Below are 16,829 nucleotides of genomic sequence, written 5' to 3'. Positions count from 1 at the left end.
AGCATGGGGGCGATCCAGTCTTTGCCCCGCTGAGCCATGATGAGATTGGTTCGCTTGCCCCTATTGCCGGCTATTCTGCCGAAGACTTTTCGGCCTCTGAGCGCCCAGCCATGAGGACGATGAACGTTGGCGGTAAACCCACTCTCATCGAAATAGACAACATCCTTCCAGCTATGTTCCGCAACCCAGAGCCGCAGTTGGCGAAGAAATATAATTCTCTCTTCGCAACAAGATTCAGCGTACCTCGTCGTTTTTTTTAATGATCTTCAATTTCTTCAGGGCCACCCAGATCGAACGGCGCAGCCATGACTATACGCGCCATGGCACGACATCGTTGTTCGCAGCACTCGATATCGCAACCGGCAAGATCGTCGGCAAATGCTATCCCAGGCACTGCTCTACAGAATTCAGAAAGTTCCTTGACCGCGTCGAAGATACCGTACCGAGCGATCTCGACATCCCCATCGTCATGGACATTTACGCCACGCACAAGACCCAGGTTTTCCGTGATTGGTTTGCCAAACGCCCGCGCTGGCATGTGCATTTCACCCCGACCAGCGCCTCGTGGATCAACCAGGTCGAGCGGTTCTTCGCAATGCTGACCGAAAAGCAGATCCAGCGCGGTGTCCATCGTTCAACCACGGAACTCGAAACCGCCATCCACACCTTCATCGATGCTCGAAACAGCGATGCAAAGCCGTTCAAATGGACCAAATCCGCCGATGACATACTCGCGTCTATCAGGCGATTTTGCCTCGCCACCGAATAAATCATGGAAACTTCAGAATCGGGACACTGGCTCGGTTTTGCAATTTCGGTGGGTTGTCCATACGAGTTATCGCCCTGAAACTCCTCTTGTTCCCGCGATCTTACAATCTTGAGCGAAAGGCCAGATGGCAACAATCATAGCGTATTGCTATTTACGCTACAAGGCGTTATCTTCGGGTTCAAAGGAGGTGACGCATGGCCACCACAGTCGACCGTAAGGAATATCCCATCTCGATGCGACTGCCGGAAGCGGATGTCGCGATGATTGACCGGGCTGCTACGTTGCGTGGCCGTTCGCGCACGGATTTCGTGCGCGACGCCGCCGTTCGCGCCGCCGAAGAGGTCGTGATGGAAAACCGGCTAGTCCGCATGAGCCCTAAAGGCTTCGCTGATTTCATGGATGTCCTGTCCCGTCCGGCGGCTCCGGTTCCCGAGATGGTAGATCTAGCCAAGCGACCCGCACCTTGGGAGTCCGGCTACATCGCCAAGCGGTGAGACGTGGCTCTATTAGCTCCAGAAGCGCTCACCGTTGCGCACGATGTCTCCGAATTTTCTTGCGGTAAGCCCACGCTCGATCACTGGCTAAAGACGCGGGCGCTCTCCAACCAGGAGAAGGGCTTTACTGCTGTCATGGTCGTCCACGATGATGGCCGTGTCGTCGGATACTACGGCCTCGCACCGACAGCTGTCGTTCCTTCAGTGCTGCCTCGTTCGGTTCGGACAGGCCAGCCTCCCGACCCAGTCCCTTGCCTCCTTCTAGGGCAATTGGCTACCGACACGGCTTGGACCGGTCGCGGGATCGGCACAGGGCTGCTGAAGCACGCACTGCAGCGCTGCGTCCAGGCAGCCGCACTCGTCGGGGGACGTGCGCTGATGGTCAACGCCGTCGATGCGGAGGCGGCGCAGTTCTGGCAGCGCCGTGGTTTTTTGCCTTCGAAGGACGACCCGCTTGTTCTGTTCCGCCCTATCTCGGCGATTGCTGCTTCTTTGGCTGGATAATCCCTATAGCAATCCCGGCTGGTTGTCAGTTGATTGTCTCTACCGCCTCGATCTGACAGAAAAATGGTTAGGGTTGAATTTGTGATGGCGCCAATGCTCAAGGAGCCGTTGGGTAACCGAAGTGACGCCCCATTTCGCCGGGTCTGGCTGGCGCCGCCACTCATCTACATGGCGGCGGATATCGTTGATCAGCGGGTTTCTTCGTAGGTTTCCGCCCCAGCGACGCCTGGGAAGACGCAGCTCTTTTGCGCGCAGCAGGTACCGGGACGGTGAAGCGTGACGGCGGCGCCCGGCAAGGGGGGAGCCACCGACTGGCTGGCCTTTATCGTCGCGCGGATGGTGCCATTCTGGCGCCCGGTACGGTGGATTAAGGATTGGCCGTTCGTAAAAGCTGCTTTCGGTCATTGTTTCGCCCTGCTCACCTGATTCCGGCATTAACCTCTACAGCTTGGGGGCAATTTATGGGTGAGTGAGTCTGGCTAATTAAAGCAAGCAGAATCAATTGTTTGTGTGGATATTTGGCGAGGTGCGGGAGCGAATTTTGAGCAGTGCCGGCATTGCTTGTCAGGCCAAAGCCAAGCATGCCAGGACAAGGTGACATTGGATGGACATTCGCATGGCCAAGACGACAACGCTGAACGCCAAGAACCTGGAAGCGCTCGGGGCAGAGCGTCTTGCCGCGCTGCTGATTGAGATCAGCACGGGTGATGCCGTGGCGAAGCGCAGGCTGCGGATGGAGTTGGCGGGAGCGCAAAGCCCTGCCGAGCTAGGCAAGGAGGTCCGCAAGCGGCTCGCCGCCATTGCCCGGGCGCGGAGCTTCGTGGATTGGCGCGGCATCAAGCTCCTGTCGGCTGATCTTCAAGCTCAGCGCGCCGCCATTGCCGGGGCCATCGCCCAGCGTGACCCGGCGGAAGCACTCGACCTGCTCTGGCGCTTCATGGAACTGGCCAACCCAGTCTTTTCGCGCTGCGATGACAGCAATGGCCATATTAGTCCGATTTTTCACCTAGCCTGTGAAGATCTCGGCACCATAGCCGTGCTGGCCAAACCTTCGCCCCAGGCGCTGGCAGAGCAGAGTTTCAGGGCGCTGCTGGCCAATGATTACGGTCAGTTCGATGGGCTTATTACGGCCCTGGCCAAGGCGTTGGGGAAGGCGGGGCTGGATCATCTGAAGCAGCTCATGATCGATCTGTCGAACCGGCCGGTGGAGAAGCCGGCGGCGAAAGACCGTATCAAGATCGGCTATGGCTCGGCCGGGCCGATTTATCAGGATGAAATTGCAGAACGGTCCCGCGTGTGCACGGTAAAGCTGGCCTTGCAGGAAATTGCCGACGCCCAGGGGGACGTGGATGCTTTCATCGCGCAGTATGACGCCAAAACCCGCAAGGTGCCGGCCATTGCCGCCGAGATCGCCCAGCGTCTGCTGACGGCAGGGCGGTTGAAGGAAGCCTGGAGCGCCATTGAGGCGGCCGTTCCCCGCCAGCGCGACCGGGAGGATTGGTTGGATTTTGAGTGGGAGGATGCCCGCATCGCGGTTCTGGAGGCGCTTGGCCGCGCCACGGAGGCTCAGGAAGCACGGTGGCATTGCTTTGAGCGCGCGCTTTCGCCATTACATTTGCGGGAATATCTAAAGCGCCTACCAGATTTCGACGATGTCGAGGCCGAGGAGAAGGCGCTCGATCTTGTCAAGCAGGATAAGGATTTTTCGCGCGCGCTTGGGTTCCTTATCTCCTGGCCCGACCTGAATCGCGCGGCGGCGCTGGTGCTGGAACGCGCTGGGGAACTGGATGGTGATTATTATGAAGTTCTCACGCCGGCATCTGAGGCGCTGGCGGGCAAGCACAAGCTGGCGGCCGTGCTTGTGCTGCGGGCGATGATCGATTTTGCGCTGAACCAGAACCGTTCCAGCCGCTACAAGCACGCCGCGCGGCACTTGTTGAGCTGCGCCAGCCTTTCCGCCGGGGTTGAGGCATTCGGAGGCTTGGAAGCGCACGATGCCTATGTGGCCCGGTTGCGGAGGGAGCATGGCCGTAAGCACTCGTTCTGGAACTTATTGACCTGAGCCGGTGGCAAGCTTTCAAAAGGGATTGAAATGAGGCGAGCTGACGTTGTATATCCGTATTGGATATATATGAGGGTCTCATGCTCGCGCGAACATCACTCTTTCTCTCCAACCGCTCGCAGGCCGTGCGGTTGCCCAAGGCTGTCGCATTTTCCGAGGGAGTACACGAGGTGGTCATCGTTCCCGACGGCCCGCGTCGGATCATCGCGCCCGCCGAATCGGCTTGGGATGATTTCTTCGATGCGCCGGGGATTGATCTTGGCGAGCGTGTGCAGCCAATGGCGCAGGAGCGTGAGCGTTTCTGATGCTGCGTTACATGCTCGATACCAACCTTTGCATCCGCGTGCTCAGGGATCGGCCGCAGGGGGTGAGGACGCGCTTCAATGCCAATGCCGAAGCCTTGTGCCTTTCGGATGTGGTTCTCTACGAATTGCTTTATGGTGCTGAACGTTCGAACGATCCACCGCGCATCCGCCGTGAGGTCGAGCATTTTGCTGGGCGCCTGACAGTGCTGCCTTTCGACAGTGAGGCCGCGGCCCATACTGCCGAGATACGGGGCGATCTCGAACGGCGAGACAATGTCATCGGACCGTATGATTTAATGATCGCCGGTCATGCGCGCAGCAGAGGCTTAATTGTCGTCACGGGTAATCTGGGAGAGTTCCAGCGTGTGCTAGGGCTGAGGTGTGAAGACTGGCTGGCATAGCCGCACAGCGCGACAGCTAGCACATTTTTCAGAATTTACCGTACCGATCTTGTTGATTTTAATGCACTATTTATTACATAAAGCAGAACACCCCAAAATAATATGTAAAACAATCTATTACCAGGTAGCTCGTCAGGCTCATAACCTGAAGGTCGCACGTTCAAATCGTGCCCCCGCAACCAACTTCGTTTGCGACACAAGAACATAAATCGAACCGTCCGCAGACCCGCGGGCGGTTTTGGCGTTTGCAGCACCCAGCGCCAAGATCCCAGCCAAAGCACCACGGATCTCAACACGAAGCTCGCCATTCTCAGGAACCAGACGCACCTCTTCGATCAGGCCACGGATGATGCTGAAGGCGTCGTCCTTGGTCGATGGGTCGGCCAGGGCGTCATGCAACGCCGCCACCTTGTCCCTGTAGATTGTCGCCAGGTTGGGATGCAGGGCCGATTCTTCGGCCGGGCGGTTGGTTAGCAGGGCGGTGACTTCGTCTTCCTGGGCGATCAGGGTGATCATCTCGTCCTTGACGGTGCGGGCCAGGACGCCAGCGGCCAGGGCCGGGATCAGCACCTTCTGGCGGGCCTTCAGTTTGGCCAGCCCCGCGTCCACTACGTGAAATTGGGCATTGCGCTGGCCCAGGATGGTATTGCGCTCGGCGATGAGCGAAGACACTTCCGCGAGGCCCACGATCACACCCTGGCGCGCCGAGGTAATAAATCAATAAGCCGTGAGCTTGGTTGATTATCCCCGCACACGATAGAATCATAGACGTTTGACTATCACAGAAATTACGTTACCAACTGAAATCGCTCAATTATCTTTTTCATTTAGGTGTTTTAGATGCCTGCCAACTTAGTCGTGATCGATACAAAGTGACAACGAACAATATTCGCCGGCTTCCAGAGATGGCGTGGATTCTAGTTTTGGCGTTGGCGGTTCGGGTCGCAGTAGCTCTCTCATTTCCTAATATAATAGCGCCGGATGAGGTATTCCAATACCTAGAGCAGGCGCACCGGTTGGTGTTCGGCCAAGGTATCGTGCCCTGGGAATTTCAGGTCGGATTAAGGTCATGGCTCATTCCGATTATACTCGCTGTCCCGATGGCCCTGGCGCACGTGGTTTTTGCGAGCCCACTGGCTGGCCTCGTACTTATACGTGTACTTCTGGTCATAGCCTCGCTACCGATTGTGTGGACTGCGGCGAAATGGGGCGACAGGTTTTACGGCAGTCAAGGGATGTGGATCGCGGGCACTTTTGCCGCACTCTGGCCTGACCTTTGGTTGATGGCGCCGCATCCGCTGGAGGAAGTATTCTCAGCAGATATACTTGTCCCTGCAATCTATCTGGTCGAAACTTTGGGCGCGCGCGCGCCTTTGCGGCAGATTGTCCTTGTCAGCTTTATGTTGAGTTCGGCATTGGTTATGCGAATTCAGATCGCTCCCGCCATCGCCATTGCAGGTATAGCCCTATGTGGGCGTGATATTCAGCGATGGTGGATAGGTGTCCTGGTAGGCGCAGTGCCGCTCTTGATTGTTGGTGTGCTGGATTGGATCACATGGGGTGAACCATTCCGTAGCTTGTGGCTCAATATATATTTGAACTTATTTCTGGGTGTTTCCCAAAATCAATTTGGCGCCAATCCAAAAAGTTATTTCATCTACATGATGGGTCTTGATTGGCTTTGGACGCTACCTGCAATGGTTTTCCTATGTTGGCGCGGAGGTAAAATCCTCAAAGTTGCGGGCTATTCTGTCATTGCGATTATCATTACCCATAGCCTGATAGCTCACAAGGAGTATCGTTTTATATTTCCTGCTATAGCTTTGGCCGTCCCGCTAGCGGGGGTCGGCTTGGCTGAAGTCTGGGTATATCTGCGCAAGAAGGATCAATTATCAACGCCAAGAATTATCTTAGGAGCATTTTTACTCATCGGACCAATTTGTAGTCCATGGATCTACTTCATGCTCAATTTTCAAACGAATTCTTTTCAAATATTTGAGGATATCGCACGACAGCATCCTCGCATCGTAAGCGTTGAAGGTTTAGAGCGTGATTTCACGGCATCGAACGTGAATGTTTTACCTATGGATGTGCTTCTTGGGAGATCGGTTATATTGACGCGCGAAACCGTCATCCCAACGCCATCAGGCCAGATCGAGGCGGATGCCATAGTCGCCGCCGTGGATACGATGAAAATACCAAGCAACTTTACAAAACAAGCTTGTTTTAGTGGGGGATGGATACCCTTCGCGCCCAAGCCAAAGCCCCAGGTCTGTGTGTGGATACAGAAAAGCTTAACTGTACCTGATGGAAACTGGCCTCCATTTGAGTTCCCATTTCCTAAAAGAGCCAAGCCTTTCATCATATCAGATAGACTAGAGAGGTGATTTTTGTTTCGAATTAATTGTTGTTTCGATCTGCGATAAAGCATTGAATTTCTGTGGAGCCTTCATGGGTACAAATATTACGAATGAGGCTAAAATAAGCGGTTTAGTCTCGCATCTAACTACGCCTAGGCGGCTTCCTGCAAAATTCATCTGGCTGAACGTCATGGCTCTCACCGCTATGGTTGTGGGATTGGCGCTGGGTTGCCTGCTGCCGCAAGGCCCAAGCTTCCACAACAGCAATCAGGGCGCCGTCCTGATTTTTTTTGACGGCAAATGGTACCAAAACATCGCACTTAACGGCTATCGCTGGGATTCGATTCTGGGCGTGTTAAAGGGCCATTACCAGAATACAGCTTTCTTCCCGCTTTATCCGCTGATCGAGCGCCTACTCATCACCATACCAGGCATGGGTAGCCAATATGGCCTCTCATTTCTCAGCTTGGTTTTTGGCTTGTGGTCTAATCTGGCCTTCAGCCGGCTTACCCTCAGGCTGTTACCTGAGAGATCCGCTTTCTGGGCCAGTGCTTTCTTCATCTGTTGGCCCGCCGCGTGCTTTTTGTGGATGGGCTACCCGACCGGCCTGATCAATCTGTGCGCGATCTATTGTCTGCAAGGCTACATCGAAGCTCGGAGATTTAGGGCAGCCATCTGGTGCGGCCTTGGTAGCGCGATAGCGCCAACCATGGTCTTTGTCGCTGCCGCCCTATGCTTACACAGCGCCCTAAAATGGGTAAAGGAAGACACCAAACCACGAGAAATCCCCAAGCTGATCGCCTTTGGCCTGCTCTCGGTGAGCGGTCTTTTGGCCTTCATGGCATATATGTTCCTCAAATTCCATGATGCGTTCGTGTTCATAAAAGCTCAGGAGGCATGGGGCTCTTCCCCTAACTTCGTAGGGCATCTGGTCCAATTTTTAGATCCAATCCGGTACCTTGTCGTGTTCGGATTTGTTGTCCGTGCTGTGGATGGCGTCTTATATCACCATTTCCTGGCTACCGAAACCGGACGCGACACAGTTAATATCGCCTTTCAGCTCCTGTTTGACTTTTTTGCTGTCTGCCTAGGTATCTTTGCCATGTCCAGGACATTCAGGCGTTTCCGGCATAAGGAGATCTCCATAGCCGGCCTTTTCGTTGTCCTCGGCTATCTCTGGTTCATGGTGAGTACGACATCATATTTCGTCGACGGCATCAGGTTGTTGTATCCCGCCGTTGCCTTGTTTCTAGGCATGGGGGACTGGGCGGCCAAAAGCAAAAGCCGCTGCTGTGCTCTACTAGGCGTCTTCCTGCTTTTGCTCGTCGTCGAAACGGCTCTGGTTAAGGCCGGATATAGTGTTATCTAGCCCTCGTAATGCAGCTTTTTGGCATAGGTAAGAAGCTCGGGATCTACGACATTACTGCCGACCATGTGCGAAAGATTTTGTACGTTATCTAACCGCCGCCCCGGTCTCGGGTGACAATTGATATGGACGGACGCTTGGCAAGCCAGGCCCGCGACGTTTCCAGTGCCCGCTCCGGCAACAAAGAGACCAGCTTTCGGCGCTCCAGATCGCAAATAGTCGTTCATATGTCTGACCACGCTTGAAAGCGAAGTCATCAATGCCGATGACACGGAGTTCTTCAAGTCAATCGACGGCGTGCCGCCCTGCTACCCGCAGTAGCTGACAGAGTCCTTGGGGCATTCAAATGCTCGGGCCTTCTGATTAGTTTAGGATAAAAAGCACCGCGCCGAACCAGCTTTGGCTGATGAGTTTCACTTATCTGAAATTCATTAGCTGGAGGGCACTGCTTGCCTGAGGGTTTTGACGACGCGTGGCACCTTTGGCAGGCAGGCAGGGGAGGATGTATCTCTCGACTATCCTCTACGATCATTCGCGCTACGTCACTGCCGGGAAACTCCGCACTACCATGCAGACGTAGATGTCACCGACACACTCATGCTCGCCCTCGCGATTTCAGGCTGCATCTCCGCAAAAGTCAAGTGCGAACAGCGCCTCCTCTCAGATAACGGGCAGTGCGACATCGCCGGTGATCTCGTAATGGTGTACGAGCAAAGACTTCGAGCATATTCGCGGTACGCCTTGCCATCCGCAGATGCAGGGAAAAAATCGAGCGTTGGCATGAGGCATTGAAAAACCGTATCCTGCTCGAAAACTACTGCCTGCTTGGCGACATCCCACAGCAGATCGTCGCCTCCATCGAACATTACAGCAACCATCGCTACCATGAGGGCCTGGGCAACCCTAAGTCAGCCAATGTCCATCATGGCCGGGCATGGTTAATCCTGAAACAACGTCAACAAATAAAGCGTCAGACCATTCAGGCCATCCCTTGCCTAAGTTTACGCCCAAGAGCAACCGCCTTCGGGCGGACGCATCGTCAAAATCCATCTAAAGCAAAAAATTATATCTAGAGCATTGTTTGGATTGGCGGGAAAGCCGTATCCGGCCCTAAAGAACAGTCATAATTATGAGAATTGGTGAAAATTCCTGTTCCGCCAAGGAGTGCGTGCCATATGGCTGTTGTAGTGACCGAAATTGAACGCGCTGATTTGGGCGTGGCAGAAGCTCTTGGGGCGCTTGGCGTAGCCACAGTGCATGAGGCACAGGGGCGGAGTGGGCTGATGGCCTCCTATATGCGTCCGATCTATCGCCCCGCGCTGGTCTCCGGTCCGGCGGTCACTTGCGAGGTGGCACCTGGCGATAACTGGATGATCCACGTTGCTGTGGAACAATGCCGTCCGGGAGATGTTTTGGTCGTAACGCCCACAAGCCGTTGTGAGGACGGGTATTTCGGCGATCTTCTTGCTACGTCCCTGAAGGCGCGCGGTGTGAAGGGCTTGATCCTCAACGCCGGGGTGCGGGATGTGGCGACGCTGACGGAGATGCGCTTTCCCGTCTGGTCTAAGGCGATTTACGCGCAGGGTACGGTGAAGGAGACGCTGGGCAACGTCAATGTGCCGGTCGTTTGCGCTGGGGCGCAGGTCAACCCAGGCGACGTCGTGATTGCCGATGATGATGGCGTGGTGGTGGTGCCCGCCGCCAAGGCGGTTACTGTGCTGGACAGGGCCAAGGTGCGTGAAGCGCACGAAACTTCCAAGCGCGACATTCTGGCCTCAGGCACGCTGGGGCTGGATCTCTACAAGATGCGCGAACGCCTAGCAGAAAAAGGGTTGAAATACGTTAGGCGCCTCGGAGACGCGTGACATGATGCGGGCCATACCCACCACCTTAATGCGCGGCGGTTCCTCAAAGGGTTTGTATTTCGCGGTGGAAGATTTGCCGACAGACAAATCCCTGCGCAATGCCGTGCTGTTGGCTGCAATGGGTTCCCCAGATGTACGGCAAATCGATGGGCTAGGCGGAGCGCACCCGCTCACCAGCAAAGTGGCTGTGATTGGACCAGCAACCCGGCCGGATGCAGATATTGATTATTTGTTCCTGCAGGTCTTCGTAGATCGGGCCGAGGTTTCAGACGCACAGAATTGCGGCAATATCCTGGCCGGTGTGGGGCCTTGGGCTATTGAGAATGGGGTAGTGAAAGCTCGGAATGGCGTGACGCCAGTTCGGATTCATATGGTGAATACCGCTTCCGTTGCCGTTGCCTCCGTACCCACACCCGGTGGGACCGTTGAATATGAAGGCGCTGTGCGGATCGATGGCGTGCCCGGTACCGCTGCGGCCATTTCCATCGAATTTCTGGGTATTGCCGGCTCTGCCTGCGGCGCTCTGTTGCCAACAGGCAATGTAGTTGACGAGATTGAGGGCGTGCGTGTGACCTGTGTGGATAACGGCATGCCTGTGGTTCTTCTTAATGCCGCTGATTTTGGCAAGACTGGCATTGAAACACCTGCCGAACTCGAAGCAGATGAGGCGTTGAAGCAGCGCATCGAGGCCATCCGTCTTGCGCTAGGGCCGCGAATCAAGCTCGGCGACGTCTCTAGGAAAACCGTACCGAAAATGACGCTGATCTCTCCACCGCGTGAGGGCGGGGCGGTGAACACCCGCACCTTTATCCCGCATCGCGTACATGAGGCGATTGGCGTGCTAGGCGCAGTTTCGGTTGCGACAGGCTGTGTACTGAAGGGGAGTGTTGCGGAAGGTATCGCCAGCATCCAAACTGCAGGTGACGAAATGGCGTTGTCGGTGGAGCATCCGACCGGATTCTTTCAAGTTAATATGAAGCTTTCCGGCGACGGTCCGAACATTGAGGTCAAACATGCAGCGCTCATCCGCACAGCGCGCAAACTGATGAAAGGTGAGGTCTATATCAAATCGGGGATTTGGGCATGATCTGCCTTCTCGGCTTCGGAGAGGTTGGCCAAACCTTTGCGGAAGATTTAGGTGCTGATTTTGCCATCTGGGACATCAAATTTGTCGATAAAAACTCCATCCCCTCGCGGGCAGCAAAGCGGCTTCGCGTGGCTGCTCCCGCCAGTGCCCAGGCGGCAGTTGCAGCAGCGGATGTGGTGGTGTGCGCGGTAACGGCGGCGCAGGGCAAGGTGGCCGCGCAGAGTATAGCTGGGTCGATGAAGTCAGGCGCCTACTTCTTGGATGTCAATTCCGCTTCCCCAAGCCAGAAGATCGAGACTGCCGCGATCATTGAGGCAGCCGGCGGGCGCTATGTTGACGCCGTGATCATGTCGCCTATCGGCAATAAGCGTTTGGCTTCACCGATGCTGTTGGGCGGGCCGTATGCGGAAGCATTTCTATCCGTGGCACAGAATATTGGCTTTTCAGGTGCCTCATTTTACGGAGCGGAACTTGGCTTGGCATCCGCCACCAAGCTGTGCCGCTCCGTGATTGTAAAGGGCCTGGAAGCACTCCTGACAGAGTCTATGCTCGCCGCGCGCCATTATGGCGTGGAACAGACGGTGTTGGCGTCGATGCAGGATTTCTTCCCCGGCACGGAATGGGAAAAGCTTGCGCGCTACATGGTCTCCCGTGCCGTGCAGCACGGCACCCGCCGGGCTGAAGAGATGCGAGAGGCCGCCCGCACCGTAGCGGATGCCGGACTGGAGCCGCGCATGAGCGCCGCCACGGCGGAGCTGCAGGACTGGGCGTCTTCTTTCAAAAACGTACTGCAATATCAGGATTTACCCGCGTTTCTGGACGCGGTGGGTACTGAATCCGGAATGAAGTGAGAGGCATCATGCTGACTATCGATTGTCACGGCCATTACACCACCGCCCCGCCAGCCCATCAGGAGTTCCGCAAGCGACAGCTTGCCTGGGCGCAGGAGGGCACCGGCAAAGCCCCGCAGCCCGATGTGATCAGTGATGACGAAATTCGTGAAAGCATCGAGGAAAATCAGCTCAAGCTGCAACGTGAGCGTGGCGCGGATATGACGATTTTCTCCCCCCGCGCCTCGGCCATGGCGCCGCACGAGGGAAATGAACGCGTTTCCCAGGATTGGGCGCGGGCGAATAATGACCTAATCAAGCGTGTCGTGGACCTTTACCCCGAGAATTTCGTTGGCGTTTGCCAGCTTCCGCAATTTCCCGGTGTGTCTATGGAGGCATCCGTCGCGGAGCTGAAGCGCTGTGTGAACGAGATGGGCTTCATTGGCTGTAACCTCAATCTTGATCCGTCGGGCGGATCATTCAGCGCGCCGCCGCTGACGGATAAAAGCTGGTATCCGTTCTACGAAGCGATGGTAGAGCTGGATGTGCCGGCGATGATTCATGTTTCGGGTTCATGTAATGCCTGTATGCACGCCACCGGCGCCTATTATATCGCGGCGGATACTATCGCCTTCATGCAGTTCGTCCAAGGTGATCTGTTCAAGGAGTTCCCCGGCTTACGCTTCATTATTCCACATGGCGGCGGCGCAGTGCCGTATCACTGGGGGCGCTACCGGGGCTTGGCGGATATGTTGAAGAAGCCTGATTTGCGTGAACATGTGATGAAAAACGTGTTTTTTGATACATGCGTCTACCACCAACCGGGCATCGACCTGATGGCGCGCGTGATCGAGGTTCAGAACATTCTATTCGGGTCTGAGATGGTGGGCGCGGTACGCGGGATCGACCCCGAGACCGGACATTATTTCGATGACACTAAGCGTTACATCGATGCTCTGGCTTTGAGCAATGCAGATAAACACAAGATTTTTGAGCTAAATGCCCGTCGCGTGTTCCCGCGCCTTGATACGGTGCTGAAAGCGCAAGGCCGCTAATAGATATTTCAGACGCGCTTTGTCCAACTGTGTCTGGTCATGAGATTGGCGCCCCCGGGCGCCAGCCGCCCCGGTCAGGCTGAAAACCGACCAACGTAGAATGTAACGATAAATATCCGTGAATCTCATGGATAGGGAGACTAAAAATGAAAACGGACATGGGCCGAACCCTTCTCTGCGCCTTAATTTCAACAATCCTTCTGGTTGGCCCGGCGTTGGCACGGGAGCCTGGGGTGGGCAATGCCTATTCCCAGGGCTCGTCCCTTGGCTTGCCCACTGGCGCCAATCCACCGCAAGGTGTCTGGTTCGAGGATACCTCTAGCGTCTATGTTGCGCAGACGACAGACACTGCAGGCTCTTCCAAGGACGGTACAAAAATTACCGCCATTTCCACTGCGCCGCGTATTCTTTGGACCACGCCGTGGAAGATTCTGGGCGCCAGGGAAATGGCGTTCGTTGTCGTGCCCATAGTCAATCTCGATGTTTCAAACATTCCCGGTGAGGCTGGTGTAACTGGCCATTCCTTAGCCTTCGCTAACCCGGAATTCACGCCGATCAATCTGTCCTGGAATCTTGGCGTACCCGGCTTGTTCGGCAGTGCGACCTTTGGTTTCTATCCGCCCATCGGCCGTTATTCCTCCTCCGCTACGGTGAATGTCGGCAATAATTTCTGGACTTTCCAGCCAGAAGTGGCTCTGTCGTACATTTCGCCGAAATGGCTGCTTTCAGCGCATGTGATGTACGACACCAACACCGAAAACAAAGCGACGGACTATACCTCCGGCGACCAGCTGTTTGTTGATTTCACAGCGTTGCATAATTTCGGAAAATGGTCGGTCGGTCCGGTGGCTTATTACACAAAGCAGGTTACGGCGGATACAAATAACGGCATCTATTACGGGCCTGACAAGCCTTTGTTCGGCGAGCCGGGGGCCTTCGCGCCTGGTTTGCTGGTTGGCTATAAACTCGGCAAGGCGGATGTGGCGGGATATTTCACCCACGACGTTGTTGCCAGTCAGGGAGGCTCTGTGGGCACACGCGTTTATTTTCGCGTGATGTTCCCCTTCAGCTAAGCCAATATTTCAACAAGCCGGGCACTCACGGTAGGTGCCCGGCAGATAGAGACTGCGCCATCTCCTCAGCCATACTCAGGAAATTTTTCTGAACCGAGGTTGGTCGCCAGCTTTTGCGTAAGGTTACGCCGATAGGACGGCTGGAACCATGCACTTTCATATCAAGCCGGGCCAGTATGCCGTATTCCTCTTCAAGCTGGAATTGGTGCGGCGACATCAAGGCCAGCCAATCTCCATTGCGGATCAACTCCCGTGCCAACAAAATGGATCCGCATTGCACTTGCTGAGGGGGCAGACCGACACCGCTTTTTTTCATGAACGTGGTCCAGATGGCCTGGGTCGGGGAGTGTTCAGCGGCGACGATCCACGGATAATTGGCGAGAGCCGAAGGGGAAGGCACGGCTTTCACTAAAGGGTGGCCCGTACGGCACACCACGCAAAGCTCGTCGATGAACAAGGTGTGCTGCTCAAGATCTTGCAGGTCAAAATCCGCGCGTAGCGCCCCGAACATCATGTCGATTGTACCGTTGCGTAACCCGCCGATCAGTTCGCTATATTGCCCTTCTGCCACGGTGATGGAAACCTTGGGGTAGATACTGGAGAAGTTTGCCAGTAAGCCGGGCAGCAACGCTGAGCGCGCAAGCGGTAGGGAGCCAACCTGGATGCGCCCGAAACCTGGCTCGTGAAGTGCAGTCAGTTCATCAATTCCGGACTGGATGCTGGCTAAGGCAAGCTGAACCTGAGCGCCGAACTGCTGAACCGGTTCTGTGGCACGCATGAGCTTGCCTGAAGCTTCAAACAGAGCCACACCGAGAAAGGCTTGCAGCTCTCGTACCGCGCGATAGATGGAAGGTTGGGAAAACATCAACGCCTTGGCAGCGGACGTATAGCCGCCCGTGCGTAGCACCGCGAGAAATGCACGGAGCTGTGTACTGGTAATATGCAATTCTGGCGCGGCCAGTGGCTTCATCTTTCCGCTTTGCCGCAGTTGCTGGGCCGCGGCGGCAAGGCGTTCCAGTCCGTCCTGAGCGTGCGCCAGGAATAGCTTGCCAGCCCTCGTGGTTTCCACGCCGTGGTTACGCCGTTCAAAAATTTTTTCGCCAAGCTGTGTTTCAAGCTTGCCGATGGCATGGGTGAGAGCGGGTTGGGATATATGGATGCTTTCCACCGCGCGGCTCATATTGCCAAGACGTGCAATAGTGATCGCGGCAAATAAGTGCCGGAGATTAAGGTCATGGCCCTGGAGCATAGATGTTAAATAGCTAAAAATTATATCAGGATCAAATTTTCGTCTGGCTTGCTTTGCACAAAGCTATAGAAGGCAAACAGCAAAGAATAATCGCCGTTCAGCCATGAAAATGATATTTCCATGCGCTGGGCCCGGTACAGGAGATGTCACTTGGCTCGTATCATTGGCGCGATCGCCACCTCTCACACGCCGACCATCGGTTTTGCGCTGGACACGCATAAGCAGCAGGATCCGAGCTGGGTGCCGATCTTCGAGGCTTATAAGCCGCTTAGCCTCTGGCTCCAGGAGACGAAGCCGGATGTGGCCGTGGTGATCTATAACGATCACATTACCTCGTTTTTTTTCGACCATTATTCTCCCTTCGTGCTGGGCGTGGATGACAGTTACGAGGTTGCCGATGAAGGCGGCGGCAAGCGTGATCTGCCACCTATCGGTGGACATGCCGGGCTTTCTCGCCACATCGCCACCTCGCTCTCAGCGGACGAGTTCGATATTTCCGTGTTTCGTGACAAGCCATTGGACCATGGTTGTTTCTCTCCTGTCTCCGTGCTGGTGCCGCATGACGAGCAGGGCTGGCCCATGCAGATCGTGCCACTGCAGGTGGGCGTTCTGCAATTCCCGGTGCCCACCGCCAGGCGTTGCTACAAGCTTGGCCAAGCGCTGCGCCGAGCGGTTGAGAGCTACCCGGAGGATCTGAACGTCGTTATCTTCGCGACAGGCGGCTTATCGCACCAGGTGCATGGCGAGCGGTGCGGGTTCAATAATGTCGAGTGGGACGCCAAATTTATGGACCTTCTGGAGAACGATCCGGAGGCCCTCACGCGTCTGACCCTAGCCGATTATGCGGCGATGGGCGGCATGGAAGGCGCGGAGATCATCATGTGGCTAGTCATGCGCGGTGCCATGCCAAGCCGTGTACTGGTGCGTAATCGCAGTTACTATTTGCCGTCAATGACTGGTATCGCCACCGCCATTTATGAAACCACGGCAGATGTCCCCAATGCAGCCGCGATGGAACGCCACCGTGCCTTCATGAACGAGCAGCTTGCTGGCGCTGAAAAACTTGAAGGCACTTATCCCTATACGCTGGAACGTAGCGCCAAGGGTTACCGCTTGAACAAGTTTCTACATGAGCTTGTGAAGCAGGATTTCCGCGAAGCCTTCCTGGCGGATGAGGACAGTATGCTAGCAGCTTCCGACCTTACACCAGAGGAGCAGGTATTAATTAAATCGCGTGATTGGCGCGGTATGATTCATTATGGCGTGATCTTCTTCATGTTGGAAAAGCTGGGCGCCGTGGTCGGGGTTTCCAACTTGCATATCTACGCAGCAATGAAGGATCTGTCGCTGGAAGAATTCCTGAAAACTCGCAATGCGCCGGTTCTTTATTCAGTCGGCACCAAATAAGC

General features: G+C 55.4%; 18 protein-coding genes and 2 pseudogenes. 17 read left to right on the top strand and 3 right to left on the bottom strand.

The genetic code is table 11. The annotated features are described in order from the left end of the window. The 8 genes and pseudogenes from BUB54_RS20955 to vapC form a co-directional block, all read left to right on the top strand. Positions 1-260, top strand: a 260-nt coding sequence (locus BUB54_RS20955) for a hypothetical protein (protein WP_175556530.1), incomplete at its 5' end; no start/stop codon positions are given. A 32-nt stretch (positions 261-292) separates the two neighbouring features. Further along, a pseudogene (locus BUB54_RS15755) lies at positions 293-769 on the top strand (IS630 family transposase); the annotation flags it as partial. A 194-nt stretch (positions 770-963) separates the two neighbouring features. Beyond that, a complete protein-coding gene (locus BUB54_RS15750) occupies positions 964-1,263 on the top strand; it encodes a type II toxin-antitoxin system TacA family antitoxin (RefSeq protein ID WP_048880540.1) in 300 nt (99 codons plus the stop codon). 3 nt (positions 1,264-1,266) lie between these two features. Next, the gene (locus BUB54_RS15745; protein WP_048880539.1) at positions 1,267-1,767 is read left to right on the top strand and encodes a GNAT family N-acetyltransferase; all 501 of its coding nucleotides are present in this window, start codon (positions 1,267-1,269) and stop codon (positions 1,765-1,767) included. 276 nt (positions 1,768-2,043) lie between these two features. Further along, on the top strand, positions 2,044-2,193 hold the full coding sequence (locus tag BUB54_RS20950; protein ID WP_158320198.1) for a hypothetical protein: 150 nt from the start codon (positions 2,044-2,046) through the stop codon (positions 2,191-2,193). 190 nt (positions 2,194-2,383) lie between these two features. Next, positions 2,384-3,829 carry a DUF6880 family protein gene (locus tag BUB54_RS15740; protein WP_048880541.1) on the top strand — a complete coding sequence of 482 codons (1,446 nt, stop codon included), beginning with the start codon at positions 2,384-2,386 and terminating at the stop codon, positions 3,827-3,829. Between the two features lie 80 nt (positions 3,830-3,909). Next, positions 3,910-4,134, top strand: coding sequence for a type II toxin-antitoxin system VapB family antitoxin (vapB, locus tag BUB54_RS15735; protein ID WP_048880538.1), 225 nt, complete (start codon positions 3,910-3,912; stop codon positions 4,132-4,134). Then, the gene (gene vapC, locus BUB54_RS15730; protein WP_048880537.1) at positions 4,134-4,535 is read left to right on the top strand and encodes a tRNA(fMet)-specific endonuclease VapC; all 402 of its coding nucleotides are present in this window, start codon (positions 4,134-4,136) and stop codon (positions 4,533-4,535) included. Before vapB ends, vapC begins: the two co-directional genes overlap by 1 nt. Positions 4,536-4,673: 138 nt before the next feature. Here the strand turns inward: vapC and BUB54_RS15725 are convergent, their stop codons facing one another. Further along, the gene (locus BUB54_RS15725; protein WP_073211924.1) at positions 4,674-5,228 is read right to left on the bottom strand and encodes a hypothetical protein; all 555 of its coding nucleotides are present in this window, start codon (positions 5,226-5,228) and stop codon (positions 4,674-4,676) included. Positions 5,229-5,407: 179 nt separating this feature from the next. On the opposite strand from BUB54_RS15725, the gene BUB54_RS15720 reads away from it, so the two are divergent. Together BUB54_RS15720 and BUB54_RS15715 are read left to right on the top strand one after the other, a co-directional pair. Then, entirely contained in the window at positions 5,408-6,922 is a 1,515-nt protein-coding gene (locus BUB54_RS15720) for a glycosyltransferase family protein (protein ID WP_139284950.1), read from the top strand. Positions 6,923-7,085: 163 nt separating this feature from the next. Further along, on the top strand, positions 7,086-8,264 hold the full coding sequence (locus BUB54_RS15715; protein ID WP_148359229.1) for a hypothetical protein: 1,179 nt from the start codon (positions 7,086-7,088) through the stop codon (positions 8,262-8,264). Positions 8,265-8,355: 91 nt separating this feature from the next. Here the strand turns inward: BUB54_RS15715 and BUB54_RS21605 are convergent. After that, a pseudogene (locus BUB54_RS21605) lies at positions 8,356-8,543 on the bottom strand (transposase); the annotation flags it as partial. 506 nt (positions 8,544-9,049) lie between these two features. Between BUB54_RS21605 and BUB54_RS20430 the strand changes: the two are divergent. The 6 genes from BUB54_RS20430 to BUB54_RS15685 all read left to right on the top strand — a co-directional run bounded on the left by BUB54_RS20430 (position 9,050) and on the right by BUB54_RS15685 (position 14,171). Beyond that, entirely contained in the window at positions 9,050-9,334 is a 285-nt protein-coding gene (locus BUB54_RS20430; protein WP_139284949.1) for a hypothetical protein, read from the top strand. A gap of 102 nt (positions 9,335-9,436) precedes the next feature. Then, positions 9,437-10,126 (top strand): 4-carboxy-4-hydroxy-2-oxoadipate aldolase/oxaloacetate decarboxylase, encoded by a 690-nt coding sequence (locus BUB54_RS15705; RefSeq protein ID WP_048879921.1) that lies wholly within the window; start codon positions 9,437-9,439, stop codon positions 10,124-10,126. 1 nt (position 10,127) lies between these two features. Continuing rightward, a complete protein-coding gene (locus BUB54_RS15700; RefSeq protein ID WP_048879920.1) occupies positions 10,128-11,213 on the top strand; it encodes a 4-oxalomesaconate tautomerase in 1,086 nt (361 codons plus the stop codon). Beyond that, complete coding sequence (locus tag BUB54_RS15695; protein ID WP_048879919.1) at positions 11,210-12,064, top strand: NAD(P)-dependent oxidoreductase; 855 nt, start codon at positions 11,210-11,212, stop codon at positions 12,062-12,064. Before BUB54_RS15700 ends, BUB54_RS15695 begins: the two co-directional genes overlap by 4 nt. A gap of 8 nt (positions 12,065-12,072) precedes the next feature. Then, a complete protein-coding gene (locus tag BUB54_RS15690; protein WP_241869440.1) occupies positions 12,073-13,098 on the top strand; it encodes an amidohydrolase family protein in 1,026 nt (341 codons plus the stop codon). A gap of 146 nt (positions 13,099-13,244) precedes the next feature. Then, a complete protein-coding gene (locus BUB54_RS15685; protein ID WP_048879918.1) occupies positions 13,245-14,171 on the top strand; it encodes a SphA family protein in 927 nt (308 codons plus the stop codon). 25 nt (positions 14,172-14,196) lie between these two features. Here BUB54_RS15685 and BUB54_RS15680 read toward each other — a convergent pair whose 3' ends face one another. Continuing rightward, positions 14,197-15,420: a LysR family transcriptional regulator gene (locus BUB54_RS15680; RefSeq protein WP_073211923.1), complete on the bottom strand. Its 1,224-nt coding sequence runs from the start codon at positions 15,418-15,420 to the stop codon at positions 14,197-14,199. 150 nt (positions 15,421-15,570) lie between these two features. Between BUB54_RS15680 and BUB54_RS15675 the strand changes: the two genes are divergently transcribed. Then, positions 15,571-16,827: a gallate dioxygenase gene (locus tag BUB54_RS15675; protein WP_048879916.1), complete on the top strand. Its 1,257-nt coding sequence runs from the start codon at positions 15,571-15,573 to the stop codon at positions 16,825-16,827. Positions 16,828-16,829 lie beyond the last annotated feature (2 nt).

This window comes from Acidocella aminolytica 101 = DSM 11237, assembly GCF_900129125.1.
In the GTDB taxonomy this organism is placed as follows: Bacteria; Pseudomonadota; Alphaproteobacteria; order Acetobacterales; family Acetobacteraceae; genus Acidocella; species Acidocella aminolytica.
Note: the sequence above shows the minus strand (reverse complement) of the source record. Positions and strands in the feature narration are given on the sequence as shown.